We start from the raw sequence: 15,455 nt of genomic DNA, 5'->3' as shown, positions 1-15,455 counted from the left end.
GCGGTGCTCACTTGATCGCGATCGGGTTGACGGGGGCGCCCACCGCGCCGGTGACCGGCAGGGGCGCGGCGACCAGCAGGAACTCGTAGACGCCGTCGGCCGCGCAGTCCTCGGCCAGCGCCTCCAGGTCCCACATCTCACCCAGCGGCAGGCCCATGTTGGGGATGGCGATCTGGTGCAGCGGGGACATCGCCGGCTCGGCGAACTCGTAGGGCCGCACCTCGAGACCCCAGGTGTCCGAGGCGATCGCCGCGATCTCCGTGCGGTGCAGCCAGCCCAGCGTGGTGAACGACAGGCCCGGCGCGTCGCCGGCCGCGTAGGTGCCCCACCCGCCGAGCCGCCGAACCCGCCCGATCTGGCCGGTGCGCACGAGCACCAGGTCGCCGCGGCGGACCGAGGAGGTGGCGCCCTGCGCCTCGATCGTGGCGCGCAGATGCTCCTCCAGGATGGGGAACCCGTCCGGGAGTTCGCCGTGCTCGTCGCCGACCGCGCGGCCCACGTCCAGCAGCACGCCGCGCCCGGTGAAGGCGTCCCGCATGTGCTCGATGCCGGTGACCGAGTCGCCGTTTCCGTTGACGATGGTGCACGGACGGCCGTTCCACGCCTGCTTGTTGTCGTAGATGTGCCCCAGCCCGTCCCACTGCGTGGACGCCTGGAGGGGCATCACGACGTGGTCGTCCGCGCCGCCGAAGCCGTGCGGGAAGCCCTGCGTGCCCGCCGCCGCGTCGGAGCCGGTGTCCTTCATGTAGTGCACGGGGTTGATCCGGCCGCGGAAGCCGCGCTGCGGACCGTCCTCGTTGAACTCCAGCGACAGCGAGAAGGAACGTCCGCGCCGCACCAGCCCCGCCGCGTGGGCGCGGAGCGAGTCGTCGATGAAGTTGAGCGTGCCGAGCACGTCGTCCTCGCCCCAGCGGCCCCAGTTGCGGTAGGCGGCGCGGGCCTTGGCGAGTTCTTCCTCGATCGGGCCGAGGGTCATCGGGTACGTCCTTTCAGAAGCAGGTCGAGGGCGTTGCCGCCGGCGATCGCGGCATGGTCGGCCGGGGCGAGTCCGGCCGCGTCCAGGCGGGTCAGCGGGTCGTCGACGCCCATGTCGAAGGGGTGGTCGGTGCCGAGCACGACCCGGTCGGCGCCCACCTCCTCGACCAGGTGCCGCAGGGCGCGCGGGGTGTAGACGAGGGCGTCGAACCACATCCGGCGCAGATAGCTGCTCGGCGGCTCGGCGCAGCCGCGGGCGTCCTCGCGCACCCGCCAGGCGTGGTCGGAGCGTCCGATGTACGTCGGCAGATAGCCGCCGCCGTGCGCGGCCACCAGCTTCAGCCGCGGGAAGCGGTCGAGGACCCCGGTGAAGATCAGGTGGGAGAGCGCGACCGTGGTCTCCACGGGCTGGCCGACGGTGTTGCCGAGGTAGTGGGTCGCCAGCCGCTCGCCCAGGGAGCAGCCCCAGGGGTGGACGAAGACCACCGCGCCCAGCTCCTCGGCCCGGCGCCAGACGTCGTCGTGCGCCGGATCGGCCAGCTCCCGCCCCTCGACGCTCGTGGAGACGCTGATGCCGTACAGGCCGAGTCCGGTGACCGCCCGGTCCAGCAGGGCGACGGCGAGGTCCGGGTGCTGGAGGGGGACGGTGCCCAGCCCGTACAGCCGCTCGGGGGCCTCACCGCAGTGCGCGGCGACCGCCTCGTTGACCTTGCGGGTGAGGCGGGCAGCGAGGTCGGGGTCCGCCCAGTAGTGGTGCATCGGCATCGGGCCGACCACCTGAACGTCCACGCCCATCGCGTCCAGGTCGGCGAGACGCTCCTCGACGCTCGTCAACTTGTCGGCCAGACGGTTCAGTTGGGCGCGGTTGGCGGCCAGCGAGGCGGGGGAGTGGGCGCGCTGCTCGGCCGCCTGCTCGGCGGCGAGGCCCGGTGTGCCGGCGACCAGCGCGTCGGCGGCCGGGACGGCCAGATGGCCGTGGAAGTCGACGACCGGCGTGTTCATGCGGCCGCCGTCAGCGACTCGAGGGTCTCCGACATGATCCGGGCGGGATCGGCGCCGGGCGTGCCCGGATGGATCTCCCACTCGGCGAGCTGGAGGGAGTTCTCCAGCACCATCCGCACCCGCGGCAGCCGCCGTGCCATGAAGTGGCCGAGGGCCCGCTCCAGCGGCTCGTCCCCGGTGACCAGCTCCGCCAGCAGCACCGCGTCCTCCATGCACATCGCGGCGCCCTGCGCGATCAGCGGCGGACAGGCGTGTGCCGCGTCGCCGACGACGATCGCCCGGCCGCGGTGCCAGTCCTCGTCGACCAGGACCGCCTCGATCCAGCGGTAGTCCACCGCCGTGTCGTCGGGCAGCGAGGCGATGATCTTGCCCCAGGTGCCGTCGTAGCCGGCGCCGCGCTCGCGCATCAGCGCCAGCGGGGCGCGCGGGCCGACCAGGGAGGCGTCGAGGTTCTCGTCCAGCAGGTAGGCGTAGCACTGGTCGGGGGAGATGGGGCTGTAACCGGCCTTGAAGCGCGGGCCGCCGTAGTACACCTCGGCGCAGTCCATCTCGGCGGGGCGCTGGGCGACCACCCGGAAGATCGACATGCCGACCGGGCGCGGCCGGTGCGGGAAGCCGATCAGGGCCCGCATCGCGGAGTTGATGCCGTCGGCGCCCACGACCAGGTCGTAGCGGCCGGTGGAGCCGTCGGTGAAGGTCACGTCGACGTGGCCGGGCGACTGGTCGAGCCGCTCGGCGCTCAGTCCGAGCCGGACCCGCACGCCGTGCGCGTACACCGCGTCGCACAGCGCGCTCTGCAGGTCGCAGCGGAGCGCTCCCGCCGTCGAGGGCAGGTCCGAGCCCCCGGTGTGCGGGGTGGGCAGCTCCATGATCAGCGAGCCGTCCGCGCGGCGCAGCCGCATGATGTCGAACGGCACCGCCCGCTCCAGCACCCGCTCCAGCACGCCGATCGAGCGCAGCGCCTTGAGGGCGTTGCCCTGGATGGTGATGCCGTGGCCCACACCGAACCACTGGGGGGAGATCTCGACGAGGTCGACGTCGGCGCCGCGCTGGGCGAGGGCGAGGGCGAGCACACTTCCGGTGATGCCGCCGCCGACGACGAGCACCTTCTGTACGGGCATGGGCGATCCTTGGGGCGTAGGGAGGGACGGGTCAGCGCGGGCTGACTACGTGGTAGTGCTCGACGGCCGGCGGCTCGGCGAAGAAGGGGCCGACCAGGGCCCGCCAGCGGCCGAAGCGGTCGGACTCGCGGAAGCCGACGGTGTGCGCCTCGACCGACTCCCAGCCGACCAGCAGCAGAAAGGTCCGGGGCCGCTCCGCGCAGCGCAGCAGCTGTGACCAGTGGAACCCGTCGGCCTCGGCCAGCACCTGCCGTGCCTTGCCGAAGACCTCCTGGAACTCCTCTTCCCGGCCGGCCTCCACGGTCAGCAGGGCATGCTCGACTACCACGTGTCTCTCCTCGGGTGGTGGGGTGCTCCGAGCCTGCGTGGACGGTCGATGCACGGTCAACGGATCGAGTCATCGGCAAGGGGGACGTCATCCATCCCGTACGGCGATGGAGGCCCAGTTCAGGGCCGGGCGGGCCCGTGATGGCAGGCATCGCGAACGGCCATTTCCGCCGCCCGTACGGGATGCCTAGCGTCGAAGGCGACCCCACCCGTACGAGGAGAGCCGCCCGTGCCCGATCCACTCACCCACGCCGGACCGTTCGCGCTCGGCACGTTCCGCGCCAGTGCCGCCCCCTTCCCGGGCCTGGTCACCGGCGCCCGCGTGCGCGACCTGTCCGGCCATGTGCCCTCCACCCGCGCCCTGGTGGCCGACTGGGACGCCTGGCTGCCCCGCCTGGAGGAGCTCGCCCGGTCCGCCGACGGCCCCTGGCACGACCTGTCCGCGCTGCGCGTGCTGCCGCCGATCGAGCCGGGCCAGATCCTGCAGAGCGGCGCCAACTACCGCAAGCACGTGGTCGATCTGGTCGCCGCCGAGAAGGAGAGCGTGCACGGCGCCACCCCCGAGGAGGCCCGTGCGGACGCCGAGAAGATGATGGACGAGCGGATCCGCGACGGCGTCCCCTACGTCTTCCTCGGCTCCCCGCGCGCGATGTGCGGCGCCTACGACGACATCGTGCTCCCTGCGCTCGGCGAGCAGCACGACTGGGAGCTCGAACTCGCCCTGGTCATCGGGAAGGCGGGCCGCGACATCCCGGCCGACGAGGCGCTGGACCACGTGGCCGCCTACACCATCTGCAACGACCTCACCACCCGCGACCGCCTCTACCGGCCCGACCTGAAGGCCATCGGCACCGACTGGTTCACCGCCAAGAACGCCGACACCTTCCTGCCCACCGGCCCCTTCCTCGTCCCGGCTCCCTTCGTCGGCGACCCGAACGACCTGCGGATCACGCTGCGCCACAACGGTGTGGTCCGGCAGGACGAGTCCACCAAGGACATGATCTTCGACATCCCGCGGCTCATCGCCTACGTCTCCACGACCACCACCCTGCTCCCGGGCGACCTGCTGCTGACCGGCTCCCCGGCCGGCAACGGCGCGCACTGGGGCGTCTTCCTCGCGCCGGGAGACGTCGTGGAGGCGGAGATCACGGGACTGGGCCTCCAGCGCAACACCGTCAGGAGCCATGCATGAGCTTCCAGCCCATCACCCATCTGCGCCATGTCGACCTGGCCGTACCGGACTTCGAACGGCAGCGGACCTTCTTCGGCACCACCTGGGGCCTGACGGAGGTGGCGAACGACGGCGGGATCGCCTTCTTCGCCGCCGAGGGCAGCCCCGAGCAGTACGTGGTGCGCGTCCGTGAGGACCAGCGCAAGCGCATGGACCTGGTGGCCTTCGGGGCGGTGTCGCGGGCGGCGGTGGACGAGCTGGCGCTGCGGCTCGGCCGGGCCGGAGTCCCACTCGTCCACGAGCCCAGGGACCTGGACACCCCCGGCGGCGGCTACGGGCTGCGGTTCTTCGACCCGGACGGCCGGGTCGTCGAGGTCTCCGCGGACGTCGCCACCCGCGCCCACCGCAAGGTCGAGGAACGGGAGGCCGTTCCGGTACGGCTCTCCCACTGCGTCGTCAACTCCCGGAATCCCGAGGCGCTGCGCGACTTCTACGTCGAGCACCTCGGCTTCCGGCTCACCGACACCCTGTACTCCACGCACATGGGCGACCTCATGTACTTCCTGCGGTGCAGCCCGCTGCACCACTCCTTCGCCATCGCCCGCGGACCCCATGTCTCCCTGCACCACGCCTCGTTCGAGATGCGCGGGGTGGAGGAGTACATGCGCGGCACGGGCCGGGCGCTGCGCGCCGGGACCCGGCTGACCTGGGGGCCGGGCCGCCACCTGGCCGGCGACAACACCTTCTCCTACTTCCACGACCCGCACGGCAACACCGTGGAGTACACCACCGAACTCGCCGTCCTCGAAGAGGACCTGTGGCACCCGGGCCGGCACGACGTCGACGACCCGCTCACCCAGGACCAGTGGGGCACCGCCGACCCGATGAGCGAATCGGTCGCCAAGGAGCAGTTCAACGACCCCGACGTGCTCTTCGAAGCGCCCCCCGTCTGATCCGACCACCCGCAGAAAGGCCGCAGTTGTGGCAGAGATCCTGAAGCATGCCGTGCCGAAGGCGCAGGTCGCCGCCTCCCTCGACCAGGTCCGCGAAACCGTGGCCGGCGTGATCGCGGACATCCGCGAGCGCGGGGACGCGGCCGTGCGCGCGTACTCCGAGAAGTTCGACAACTGGAGCCCCGGCTCCTTCCGGCTGAGCGACGAGGAGGTCGAGAAGATCGTCGCGTCGGTGCCGCAGCAGGTCATCGACGACATCCGATTCGTCCAGGACCAGGTGCGCTCCTTCGCCCGCCACCAGCTCGACTCCCTGCGCGAGTTCGAGGTGGAGACCCTGCCGGGCGTGCGGCTCGGACAGAAGCACATCCCCGTCCAGGCCGCCGGCGCCTACATCCCGGGCGGGCGCTACCCGCTGACCGCCTCCGCCCACATGACCATCGTCACCGCCAAGGTGGCCGGTGTGCCGCGCGTGGTCGCCTGCACGCCGCCCATCCGCGGCGAGATCCCGGCCGCGACCGTCGCCGCCATGCACCTGGCGGGCGCGGACGAGATCTGGCTGCTCGGCGGGGTGCAGGCGGTCGCCGCCATGGCCGTCGGCACCGACTCGATGCGCCCGGTCAACCTGATCGCCGGGCCCGGCAACGCCTACGTGGCCGAGGCCAAGCGGCAACTGTTCGGCGAGATCGGCATCGACCTGTTCGCCGGGCCCACCGAGATCCTGGTCCTGGCGGACGAGCAGGCCGACCCGTTCGTCTGCGCCGTCGACCTGCTCTCCCAGGCCGAACACGGCCCCGACTCCCCGGCCGTGCTGATCACCACCTCCCGCGAGGTCGCCGAGCGGACCGTCGCCGAGGTCGAGCGGCTGCTGCCCGGCATGCCGACCCGGGACTTCGCCGAGCCCGCCTGGCGCGACCACGGCCAGGTCCACGTCGTCGACTCGGTCGACGAACTGTATGCGCTCGCCGACGAGTTCGCCTTCGAGCACGTGGAGGTGCTGACCGCCGAGCCGCGGCTCGCGCTGGAGAGGATGACCCAGTACGGTGCTCTCTTCCTCGGCGAGGGCACCTGTGTGTCCTTCGGCGACAAGGTGATCGGCACCAACCACGTGCTGCCGACCCGGGGCGCCGCCCGCTACACCGGTGGCCTGTGGGTGGGCAAGTACCTCAAGACGGTGACCTACCAGGAGGTCACCGACACCGCCTCGCAGGCCCTGCTCGGCCGGGTGTGCGGACGGGCCTCGCGGGTCGAGCTGTTCGAGGGACACGCGCGCTCCGGTGACGTACGGGCGGCGCGGGCCGCCGGGGACGAGCTGCCCTGGAACCACGCATGACCCTCGTCGGCCGTACGGCGCTGGTCACCGGCGGCGGCGGACCGCTCGGGCGGGCCTTCGCGCTGGCGCTCGCGGGCGCGGGCGCGCGGGTCGTCCTCGTGGGCCGCGGCGAGCGGGCCCTCGCGGACGCGGCGGAGCGGGTGGCCAAGGAGGGCGGCGAGGCCCGCACGGCGGTGTGCGATGTCTCCGATCCGTCGTCGGTGGCCGGCCTCGCCGCCGAACTGGCCGGTGAGGACGTCTCGTTGCTCGTCAACAACGCCGGCGTCGCGGGCCCGGTGCGGCCGCTCGTCGACATCGGACCCGACGAGTGGGACGACGTGTTCGCGGTCAACGTCCGCGGCGTCTACCTCATGTGCCGGGCCTTCCTGCCGCCGATGATCGCGGCCGGCCGGGGGGACGTCTGCAACGTCGCCTCGGTCAGCGGCAAACGCCCCCTGCTCAACCGCACCCCCTACACCGCCTCCAAGATGGCGCTGCTGGGGCTCACCCGGACGCTGGCCGGGGAGGTCGGCCCGCTGGGGATCTCCGTCAACTCCCTCTCCCCGGGGCCGGTGCGCGGTCCGCGCATGGACCGCAACTTCCGGCTCACGGCCGAGCTGACCGGCTGCACCGTCGAGGAGGCCGAACGCGACTTCGCCTCCCGAGCCGCGCTCGGCCGTCTCGTCGAGGAGGACGAGGTGGCCCGGGCCCTGCTGGCGATGCTGGCGATGCCCGGCCTGTGCGGGGCCGACATCGACCTGTCGGCGGGGATGATCGCACCGGCGTAACCACAACGGAACACCAACGGCGAGGTGGACGGCGTGCGCGCCGCCCGCCTCGCCGTCGTGCACGGTCCCGGCACCGCCCTGTGACCACTCTGTGTGACCGCCATGGAACCGGCCGCCCGATCTCAGGCATCGGGTTCCGGCATGCGTGTGTGCAGTGCCTATGCCCTGCTTCCCACGGCTGCTTCACTCCCTCGTGCGCACCACAGGTGCCCTTTTCCGAGCCGTCGTCGCCCCTGTCGCGGCGGCGGACTCGTCACCCTGCGCGACGACGCACCAGAACCGTGGGAAGGCATGACATGACGCTGATCACCCGACGCTCCCTCCTGATCGCCGGCACGGCAACGGCAGGAGCCCTGCTGGTCCCGGCCGCCTCCGCCACCGCCGCGCCGACGGCGACCGGCAACCAGCTCTCCGTCGGCTCCGGAGAGACGTACGAGCTCTCGGCGACCACCCGGGTGAGCCGGCTGACGATCGCGGAGGGCGGGACGATCGTCGCCCCGGACGGTCACAGCCTCACCATGACCGTGGACGGCGTGGAGACCGGCCAGCTGCTGACCGAGACCGGCGGCACCGTCACGCTCATCCAGCCGGGCAGCTACCGCGGCGACGTCGTCCTCACGGTGGCCGAGGCCAACGAGGTGACGTACGAGACGCTCACCTTCCCCTTCCGCCAGGCCCTGTACGTCGACGGCGACGGCGTCGACCGCGACAGGTCCGTCCTGTCCGCGGTGCTCGGCGGCCGGCTCACCGACTCCGCCGCCCGCAACGTGTCGATCACCTCGACCGGCGAGTGCTTCGACGGCGTGTTCGTGCAGGACGCCACCTACACGCTGGATCGGCCCACCATCTCCCTGAGCGGCAACGGCCGTTGCGACTTCGCCGGGTACGGCGCCGCGGTCGTCGGCGACGGCTCCGCCACCAAGCTCGTCGTGGACGGCGCCCGCATCGGCACCAAGGGCGTGGTGCGCACCGGCGTCATCTCCAACGACGGCGCCACCGTCGTCGTCAAGAACTCCTCGATCCGCTGCCGCAACGGCGAACTCCCCGCCGACTACCAGGCCACCGTCGAGACGCCGTACATGGAGTCGGTGCCGTGGATGCTCGGACTCGACGGAAACGTCCGCGCCACCAACCTGATCGGCAAGAACAGCACCTCCACCTACATCAACTCCACCGTCTTCTCGGAGACATGGGGAGCCCTGTCGGTCGAGGGCGGCAGCGGGCTCAAGCTGACCGCGATCAACAGCCACGTCGGCAACACCGGTGCGTACGGCTACGGCACCTACGCCATCGGCGACGCCACCGTCCGCGTCCTCGGCTCCCGCTTCGACGTGGGCAGTTACGCGACCATCATCGCGGGCCCCGCGGCGGTCGTGCACTATGGCGACAGCACCGCGGAGGCCGTCGCCGCGCTCAACACCGAGCTCGGACTCGGCCTCGGCGCGGCCGAGTTGGCGGCCATCCCGGAGCGCAGCACGACCGTGGACTCCGGGCACTTCGGTTACATGTTCTTCGGCGCCGGGACGCTCACCCTGGACGGCGGCACCGTCGTCAACTCCGAGCGGGCCACGTTCCTCAACAAGGGCCAGCAGACCACCATCACCGTCGACGGCTCCCAGGGCGCCCGGCTCAACCCGCGCGACGGCGTCATCCTGCAGATGATCGAGCTGGACGACCCGGGCCCGGTCAACGTCGACGGCAAGATGATGAACGTCGGCGTCTACACCGAGCCGACCGACGAGCCGACGAAGGACTCCTCCTTCGACACCACGGCCGTCCACACCTCCGACGGAGCCGCCACCTTCACCTCCATCGCGCTGAGGGGCGACTTCTACAACGGCATGCGCAAGGGCAAGAACATGGTGCTGACCTTCGAGGACTCCACCGTGGAGGGCGTCATCTCCGCGACGAGGGCCAAGCACCGCGTCTCCAGCATCGACGCGTCCACCTTCTACGAGCTGGGCATCGTCACCAACACCGCCCAGGCCGCCGTCAACAACGGCGCGATCGTGAAGCTGGGCGGCGGCTCGACCTGGACGGTCACCGGCACCTCGTACCTGACCTCCCTCACCCTCGCCTCCGACGCGGCCGTCAAGGCACCGCGCGGCAAGACGGTGACCATGACGGTCGACGGCACCGAGACGGCCATCGCCGCCGGCGGCACCTACACGGGGGCGATCACGCTGACCGTGGCGTGACGTCCCGCGGCACGTCCTCCCCGGGCACGGGCACGTCCGTCGTGACGGACTCCGTGTCCCGGGGAAGCCGCAGCCCGGTGCCCGCGTGGAAGCAGTGCACGCCGTCCCCGCGCACCGTGACCCGCAGCCGGGCCCCCTTGCCCTGGTCGGGGCGGCCCGGCAGCCGGACGACCAGCGGCACGGACTGCGTCCCGATCGTCGCCGTCGCGTGCAGGTAGGCGACCGCGCCGGTGTCCTCCACGGCGTCGACCACGATGTCCAGACCGGGGCTGCCGGTGTCCTGCGCCGGCAGCACCTCGAACCGTTCCGGCCGTACGCCCAGCGTCAGTTCGGTGGCCCCCTCGGCGCCGGCGGCCCGCACGGTGGCGCGCGGCAGCGGCACGAGCAGCCCGCCGAGCCGGACGCCCTCCGGGGTGAGCGGCAGCCGGAACAGGTTCATGGCGGGCGATCCGATGAAGCCGCCGACGAAGGTGTTGGCGGGGTGGGTGAACACCTCGTGGGGCGTGCCCACCTGTTGCAGCACCCCGTCCTTCATCACGGCGAGACGGTCGCCCATGGTCATGGCCTCGACCTGGTCGTGGGTGACGTAGACGGTCGTGGTGCCCAGCCGCCGCTGCAGCACCGCGATCTGGGTGCGGGTCTGCACCCGCAGTTTCGCGTCCAGGTTGGACAGCGGCTCGTCCATCAGGAACACCTGGGGTTCGCGCACGATCGCCCGGCCCATGGCCACGCGCTGACGCTGGCCGCCCGAGAGCGACTTGGGCTTGCGGTCGAGGTACTCCCGCAGGTCGAGGATGGTCGCCGCCTCCTGCACCCGCTCGCGGATGCCGGCCTTGGACATCCGCGCGATCTTCAGCGCGAAGCCCATGTTGTCGGCCGTCGTCATGTGCGGGTACAGCGCGTAGTTCTGGAACACCATCGCGATGTCCCGGTCCTTGGGCGGCAGATGGGTCACGTCCCGCTCGCCGATGCGGATCGATCCCGAGTCGACGTCCTCCAGCCCGGCGAGCATGCGCAGGCTGGTCGACTTCCCGCACCCGGAGGGCCCCACCAGCACCATGAACTCGCCGTCGGCGATCTCCAGATCGAGCTCGCTGACGGCCGGGCGGTCCATTCCGGCGAAGCACCGTGTCGCCTTGTCGAACATGACGGACGCCATGATCCATCCCTCCCGAGACCTTCTGGCTCCAGGCTCGGACGCCGCGCGGGCGCACCGGCAGGTCCCGTCCGGCCCCCTTGCCGGACCGGTCGGCCCCTGCGACCCCCGCGCACACCGCGACGACGCTGGAGAGGAGGGCCAAGGGGGGACGTACATGCTTCGAACCAGGGTGAAGGCGCCGCGGCCCCGGCACTCGGCGAAGACGGACACGGTGCCGCTGGCCGTGCCCGAACACGCCCGTCCGGACGCGGTGTCCGGCGCCGGAGACCCCGTCTTCGTCGACTCCTCCGGCCGCCGGGCGCGCCGTCTGCGGCGGGCGGGGTACGCGGCGGCGGGGCTCTGCGCGGCGTACACCGTCGTGCTGGGGCTGAGCTTCATGGGCGCGACGCCGTTCGCTCCGCGGACCGTGCTGCCCGTTCCGGGTGTGCCCTCCGAGGAGCCCGGCACCGTGCGCGAGCCCACGCGCCAGGACGTGCCGGTCACGTCCGCCGGTCCCACGTACGGCACGCCCTCCGTCTCGCCCTCGGATATCCCGGCCGTTCCCACGACGACCGCGTTCGCACCCGGCGCGGCGTCCACCCCCGCGCCCACGAGGAGCCCGACGAGCGGTGGTTCGTCGGGCGCCACCGGTCCCGCGACGTCCGGCAGCCCGTCCGCCGGTTCCCCCGCGGCCTCGCCGACCCCGTCCGCGAGCACGAGCGGCCCGAGCCCCGAAGGCTCGCAGAGCCCGACGACCGCACCGGCCGGCGACTCGTCGTCCGCCGTCTCACCGGGGCCGTGACCATGGCCGTACGACAGCCGAGACGCCCCGTCGGAGACCGGGCCCGCCGCACCGCCTCCCGGCCGCGGATCGCGTCGTTCCTCCTCGTCCTCGCCCTGGTGAGCGCCATCCTGCTGCTGCACGGCTACACGCACGGCGAGTTCGCGGCCGACCACCGCGTCCATCCGCCGGTAACGGCAGGGCACGTGCCCGCGTCGGTGCTGCGCGGCGGCCCCGTGATCGACACCACCGGCGGGGGCACCCGCAGCCACCGGCTCCCGGCCCGCACGGTGGCCCTGACCTTCGACGACGGCCCGGACGCCCGATGGACACCGCGGATCCTGGACGTGCTGGACCGCTACCACGTCAAGGGCACCTTCTTCGTGATCGGCTCGGCGGTGACCCGGGAACCCGGCCTGGTGCGGCGGATGGCCGACAGCGGACACGAGATCGGCGTGCACACCTTCACCCACCCCGACCTCGTGTACCAGTCCGGTTCCCGGACCGAGCGGGAGCTGGCACAGACCCAGCTCGCGCTCGCGGGGGCCGCGGGCCTCCACAGCTCGCTGGTCCGCCCGCCCTACTCCGCCCACGCCGCCGACCTGGACGACCTGTCCTGGCCGGTGGTCCAGCGGCTCGGCGGCAAGGGGTACATCACCGCCCTGGTCGACATCGACACCGAGGACTGGCGGCGGCCCGGCGCGCAGGCCATCGCCTCCGCCGTCACCGGACGGCTGACCGGGCAGGGTGCCGTCGTGCTGCTGCACGACTCCGGAGGCGACCGGTCCCAGACGGTGCGCGCACTGAACCTGCTGATCCCCCAACTGCAGGCGCGCGGCTACCGGTTCACCACCGTCACCGGGGCGCTCGGCGCGTCCGGCGCCCACCATCCGGTCAGCGGGGCCGAGTTGTGGAGTGGCCGGGTCTTCGTGGCGGCCGTGACGGTCGGTGACCGGGTGGTGCCCGCGCTCGCCGTGGCGATGGCCTTCGTGGGTGCCCTCATGCTGCTGCGGTTCGCCGCCATGCTGGTGCTCGCCCACCGCCACGCCCGGCGCCGCCGCGACCCGGGCTTCTCCTGGGGACCGGAGATCACCGAACCGGTCAGCGTGGTCATCCCCGCCTTCAACGAGCGCGCGTGCATCGCCCAGACCGTGCTGTCGGTGGCCAAGAGCGAGCACCCGGTCGAGGTCGTGGTGGTGGACGACGGCTCCACCGACGACACGGCCGAGGTCGTACGGTCGCTGGCGCTGCCCGGGGTGACGGTCCTGCGCCAGCCCAACCGCGGCAAGGCCGCCGCCCTCAACACCGGTGTGGCGCACTGCGCGCACCGGCTCGTCGTGATGATGGACGGCGACACCGTCTTCGAACCGGCCACCGTGCACCATCTGGTGCAGCCCTTCGCCGACCGCCGGGTGGGCGCGGTGGCCGGCAACACCAAGGTCGGCAACCCGGGCCGGCTGCTGGGCACCTGGCAGCACCTCGAGTACGTGATGGGCCTCAACCTCGACCGTAGGATGTACGACGTCCTCGGCTGCATCCCCACCGTGCCCGGAGCCGTCGGCGCCTACCGCCGCACCGCCCTGCGCGGCGTCGGCGGGCTGAGCGACGACACCCTCGCCGAGGACACCGACCTCACCATGGCCCTGCACCGGGCCGGCTGGCACGTCGTCTACGAGGAGCGCGCCCGCGGCTGGACCGAGGCGCCGGGCACCGTCGGACAGCTGTGGCGGCAGCGCTACCGCTGGAGTTACGGCACCCTCCAGGCGATGTGGAAGCACCGCCACGCCCTCGTCGAACGCGGCCACGCCGGCCACTTCGGACGCTACGGCCTGGCCCTGGTGGTGCTGTTCACCGTGCTCACCCCGCTGCTGGCCCCGCTCATCGACCTGTTCCTGGTCTACGGCCTGCTCTTCCAGGACCCGCTGCGCACCGCGCTCGCCTGGGGCGCCCTGCTCGGCGTGCAACTGCTGTGCGCCTCCTACGCGTTGCGCATCGACGGCGAGAGGCAGCGCGCGCTGTGGGCGCTTCCGTTGCAGCAGCTCTTCTACCGCCAGCTCCTCTACTTCGTCCTGCTGCAGTCCTGCACCACGGCCCTCACCGGGGCCCGGCTGCGCTGGCACAAGCTGCGCCGCACGGGCGCGGTCACGGCGGCGCCGGCACCCGTGGCGGCGCCGGCGGTCCGCGCGGCCGGCACGGCCGGATCGTCCTCGGGGACCGCTCGCCGCAGCGGCGGCCGCAACCTGTACCTCGACTTCCTGCGCGCCGTGGCCCTGGTGCGCGTGGTGACGTACCACGCCTTCGACTGGGCCTGGCTCACCTTCGCCTTCCCGGCCATGGGCGTGATGTTCGCCCTCGCCGGTTCGCTGATGGCGCGTTCCCTCGACCGTGGCGACCGCTCCGCCGCCGCCGTGGTGCGCGCCCGGATGCGCCGCCTGCTGCCGCCGGTGTGGCTGTTCGGTCTGGTCATGGTGGTGGCCATGGTCCTCAAGGGCTGGCGCCCGGACTGGCCGAGGATGGTGTTCTGGGTCCTGCCGCTGGGCGAGCCGCCGTTCGCGCACACCGGCTGGGCCTGGCAGATCGTCGCGCCGCTGTGGTACATCCGCGCCTACCTGCTCTTCGTGCTCCTGTCGCCCCTGCTGCTGCGCGTCTTCCGCAGGGCGCCGTGGCCGGCGGTGGCGGGCTTCCTGGCACTGGCAGGGCTGGCGCAGAGCGAACTGCTGCCGCTGCCCGCGCGGATCGCGGAGCCGTTCACCGACCTGTCGACGTTCGGCGCCTGCTGGCTGCTGGGCTTCGCCCACCGCGACGGGCTCGTACGCCGGCTGCCCGCGGCCCGGGTGGCGGCCGTGGCCGCGGTCGTACTGGCGGTGGGCGGCTGGTTCGCGATGAGCCACCAGACCGAGGACGGCTACGACCTCGGGTCGATCCCGCTCGGCCAGGCGCTGTGGTCCTTCGGCTTCGTTCTGCTGCTGCTGCGCTTCGGGCCCACCTCGGACGCGTGGGTGACCCGGGTGCGGCCGGTGCACGGCGCTGTCGTGCTGCTCAACGCGCGCGCGGTGACGGTCTATCTGTGGCACGAGGTGGCGCTCGTCCTCGGCGTGGTCCTCATCGACCGGATGTGGCAGGTGCCCGCGCTGGAGAACACGCTCCCTCTCGACGCCACCTGGTTGCCGTACCTCGTGTCCTGGCCCCTGATCGCCCTCGCCGTGCTGCTGGCCGGGTGGGCCGAGGACCGGGCGGCGCGACGCCCGGTGCGGCTGTGGCCGCGGCCCGCGCCGCCCGCGGGCCCGCCGCCTCAGGACAGCCGCGCCTGAGCCTCCTTCACGATGTCGTCGAACCGCGCCCCCATGGCCTCCGCCAGAGCGTGGGCGCCCGACAACGGCCGCACCATGACCGTGAGTTCGTCGATCAGGCCGTCCTCGTCGAGGTGGATGAAGTCGCAGCCGGTCAGCTCCCGGTCGCCCACCCGGGCCGCGAACACCAGCGCGTGGTCGTGGCCGTCGCCGCCGGAGAGTTCGCGCAGATAGCGGAAGTCCTCGAAGACGCGGGCGACCGCGCGCAGGATCGACGCCGTGATCGCCTTTCCGGCGTACGGCTTGAAGACCACCGGGCTGCTGAAGACGACGTCCTCGGCCAGCAGCGCCTCGACGGCGTCCAGGTCGCCGGCCTCGACCGCCTCGCGGAAGGCTCGCATC

13 protein-coding genes are annotated in these 15,455 nt (G+C 72.4%); 7 read left to right on the top strand and 6 right to left on the bottom strand.

Features of this window, described 5'->3' with window-relative positions:
- Positions 1 to 7: 7 nt before the first annotated feature.
- Genes ACYF6T_RS29230 through ACYF6T_RS29215 form a run of 4 tightly spaced genes read right to left on the bottom strand, consistent with a single transcriptional unit; the run spans position 8 to position 3,426 of the window.
- The gene (locus ACYF6T_RS29230) at positions 8 to 976 is read right to left on the bottom strand and encodes a cyclase family protein (RefSeq protein ID WP_461700167.1); all 969 of its coding nucleotides are present in this window, start codon (positions 974 to 976) and stop codon (positions 8 to 10) included.
- On the bottom strand, positions 973 to 1,977 hold the full coding sequence (locus ACYF6T_RS29225; RefSeq protein ID WP_461700165.1) for an amidohydrolase family protein: 1,005 nt from the start codon (positions 1,975 to 1,977) through the stop codon (positions 973 to 975). Before ACYF6T_RS29225 ends, ACYF6T_RS29230 begins: the two co-directional genes overlap by 4 nt.
- Positions 1,974 to 3,098, bottom strand: a complete 1,125-nt coding sequence (locus ACYF6T_RS29220; protein WP_461700163.1) for an FAD-dependent monooxygenase — start codon at positions 3,096 to 3,098, stop codon at positions 1,974 to 1,976. Before ACYF6T_RS29220 ends, ACYF6T_RS29225 begins: the two co-directional genes overlap by 4 nt.
- Positions 3,099 to 3,129: 31 nt before the next feature.
- Positions 3,130 to 3,426 carry an antibiotic biosynthesis monooxygenase family protein gene (locus ACYF6T_RS29215; RefSeq protein ID WP_461700162.1) on the bottom strand — a complete coding sequence of 99 codons (297 nt, stop codon included), beginning with the start codon at positions 3,424 to 3,426 and terminating at the stop codon, positions 3,130 to 3,132.
- A gap of 228 nt (positions 3,427 to 3,654) precedes the next feature.
- Here ACYF6T_RS29215 and ACYF6T_RS29210 point away from each other — a divergent pair, with 228 nt between their 5' ends.
- The 5 genes from ACYF6T_RS29210 (at position 3,655) to ACYF6T_RS29190 (ending at position 9,844) form a co-directional block, all read left to right on the top strand.
- Positions 3,655 to 4,617, top strand: a complete 963-nt coding sequence (locus ACYF6T_RS29210; RefSeq protein WP_461700161.1) for a fumarylacetoacetate hydrolase family protein — start codon at positions 3,655 to 3,657, stop codon at positions 4,615 to 4,617.
- On the top strand, positions 4,614 to 5,549 hold the full coding sequence (locus ACYF6T_RS29205; protein WP_461700159.1) for a VOC family protein: 936 nt from the start codon (positions 4,614 to 4,616) through the stop codon (positions 5,547 to 5,549). Before ACYF6T_RS29210 ends, ACYF6T_RS29205 begins: the two co-directional genes overlap by 4 nt.
- A 28-nt stretch (positions 5,550 to 5,577) precedes the next feature.
- Entirely contained in the window at positions 5,578 to 6,879 is a 1,302-nt protein-coding gene (gene hisD / locus ACYF6T_RS29200) for a histidinol dehydrogenase (RefSeq protein ID WP_461700158.1), read from the top strand.
- Entirely contained in the window at positions 6,876 to 7,646 is a 771-nt protein-coding gene (locus tag ACYF6T_RS29195) for an SDR family NAD(P)-dependent oxidoreductase (RefSeq protein ID WP_461700156.1), read from the top strand. The genes hisD and ACYF6T_RS29195 overlap by 4 nt, the downstream gene beginning before the upstream one ends.
- Before the next feature lie 296 nt (positions 7,647 to 7,942).
- The gene (locus ACYF6T_RS29190) at positions 7,943 to 9,844 is read left to right on the top strand and encodes a hypothetical protein (protein WP_461700155.1); all 1,902 of its coding nucleotides are present in this window, start codon (positions 7,943 to 7,945) and stop codon (positions 9,842 to 9,844) included.
- Here the strand turns inward: ACYF6T_RS29190 and ACYF6T_RS29185 are convergent.
- The gene (locus ACYF6T_RS29185; RefSeq protein WP_461700153.1) at positions 9,825 to 11,003 is read right to left on the bottom strand and encodes an ABC transporter ATP-binding protein; all 1,179 of its coding nucleotides are present in this window, start codon (positions 11,001 to 11,003) and stop codon (positions 9,825 to 9,827) included. The genes ACYF6T_RS29190 and ACYF6T_RS29185 overlap by 20 nt on opposite strands.
- A gap of 154 nt (positions 11,004 to 11,157) precedes the next feature.
- Here ACYF6T_RS29185 and ACYF6T_RS29180 point away from each other — a divergent pair, with 154 nt between their 5' ends.
- A complete protein-coding gene (locus ACYF6T_RS29180) occupies positions 11,158 to 11,784 on the top strand; it encodes a hypothetical protein (protein WP_461700152.1) in 627 nt (208 codons plus the stop codon).
- Between the two features lie 2 nt (positions 11,785 to 11,786).
- Positions 11,787 to 15,074 carry a polysaccharide deacetylase family protein gene (locus tag ACYF6T_RS29175; RefSeq protein ID WP_461700151.1) on the top strand — a complete coding sequence of 1,096 codons (3,288 nt, stop codon included), beginning with the start codon at positions 11,787 to 11,789 and terminating at the stop codon, positions 15,072 to 15,074.
- Here the strand turns inward: ACYF6T_RS29175 and ACYF6T_RS29170 are convergent.
- Positions 15,056 to 15,454: a nuclear transport factor 2 family protein gene (locus tag ACYF6T_RS29170; protein ID WP_461700150.1), complete on the bottom strand. Its 399-nt coding sequence runs from the start codon at positions 15,452 to 15,454 to the stop codon at positions 15,056 to 15,058. The genes ACYF6T_RS29175 and ACYF6T_RS29170 overlap by 19 nt on opposite strands.
- Position 15,455 lies beyond the last annotated feature (1 nt).

It is taken from the genome of Streptomyces sp. 7R007, assembly GCF_054850255.1.
The sequence above is the reverse complement of the archived record's forward strand: the minus strand, read 5'-3'. Positions and strand labels throughout refer to the sequence as shown.

Bases quoted from the DNA above. Each gene is read 5' to 3' on its own strand.
- ACYF6T_RS29220 (WP_461700163.1), bottom strand. From the start codon at position 3,098: ATGCCCGTACAGAAGGTGCTCGTCGTCGGCGGCGGCATCACCGGAAGT.
- ACYF6T_RS29225 (WP_461700165.1), bottom strand. From the start codon at position 1,977: ATGAACACGCCGGTCGTCGACTTCCACGGCCATCTGGCCGTCCCGGCC.
- ACYF6T_RS29185 (WP_461700153.1), bottom strand. From the start codon at position 11,003: ATGGCGTCCGTCATGTTCGACAAGGCGACACGGTGCTTCGCCGGAATG.
- ACYF6T_RS29180 (WP_461700152.1), top strand. From the start codon at position 11,158: ATGCTTCGAACCAGGGTGAAGGCGCCGCGGCCCCGGCACTCGGCGAAG.
- ACYF6T_RS29170 (WP_461700150.1), bottom strand. From the start codon at position 15,454: ATGCGAGCCTTCCGCGAGGCGGTCGAGGCCGGCGACCTGGACGCCGTC.
- ACYF6T_RS29195 (WP_461700156.1), top strand. From the start codon at position 6,876: ATGACCCTCGTCGGCCGTACGGCGCTGGTCACCGGCGGCGGCGGACCG.
- ACYF6T_RS29230 (WP_461700167.1), bottom strand. From the start codon at position 976: ATGACCCTCGGCCCGATCGAGGAAGAACTCGCCAAGGCCCGCGCCGCC.
- ACYF6T_RS29205 (WP_461700159.1), top strand. From the start codon at position 4,614: ATGAGCTTCCAGCCCATCACCCATCTGCGCCATGTCGACCTGGCCGTA.
- ACYF6T_RS29175 (WP_461700151.1), top strand. From the start codon at position 11,787: ATGGCCGTACGACAGCCGAGACGCCCCGTCGGAGACCGGGCCCGCCGC.
- ACYF6T_RS29190 (WP_461700155.1), top strand. From the start codon at position 7,943: ATGACGCTGATCACCCGACGCTCCCTCCTGATCGCCGGCACGGCAACG.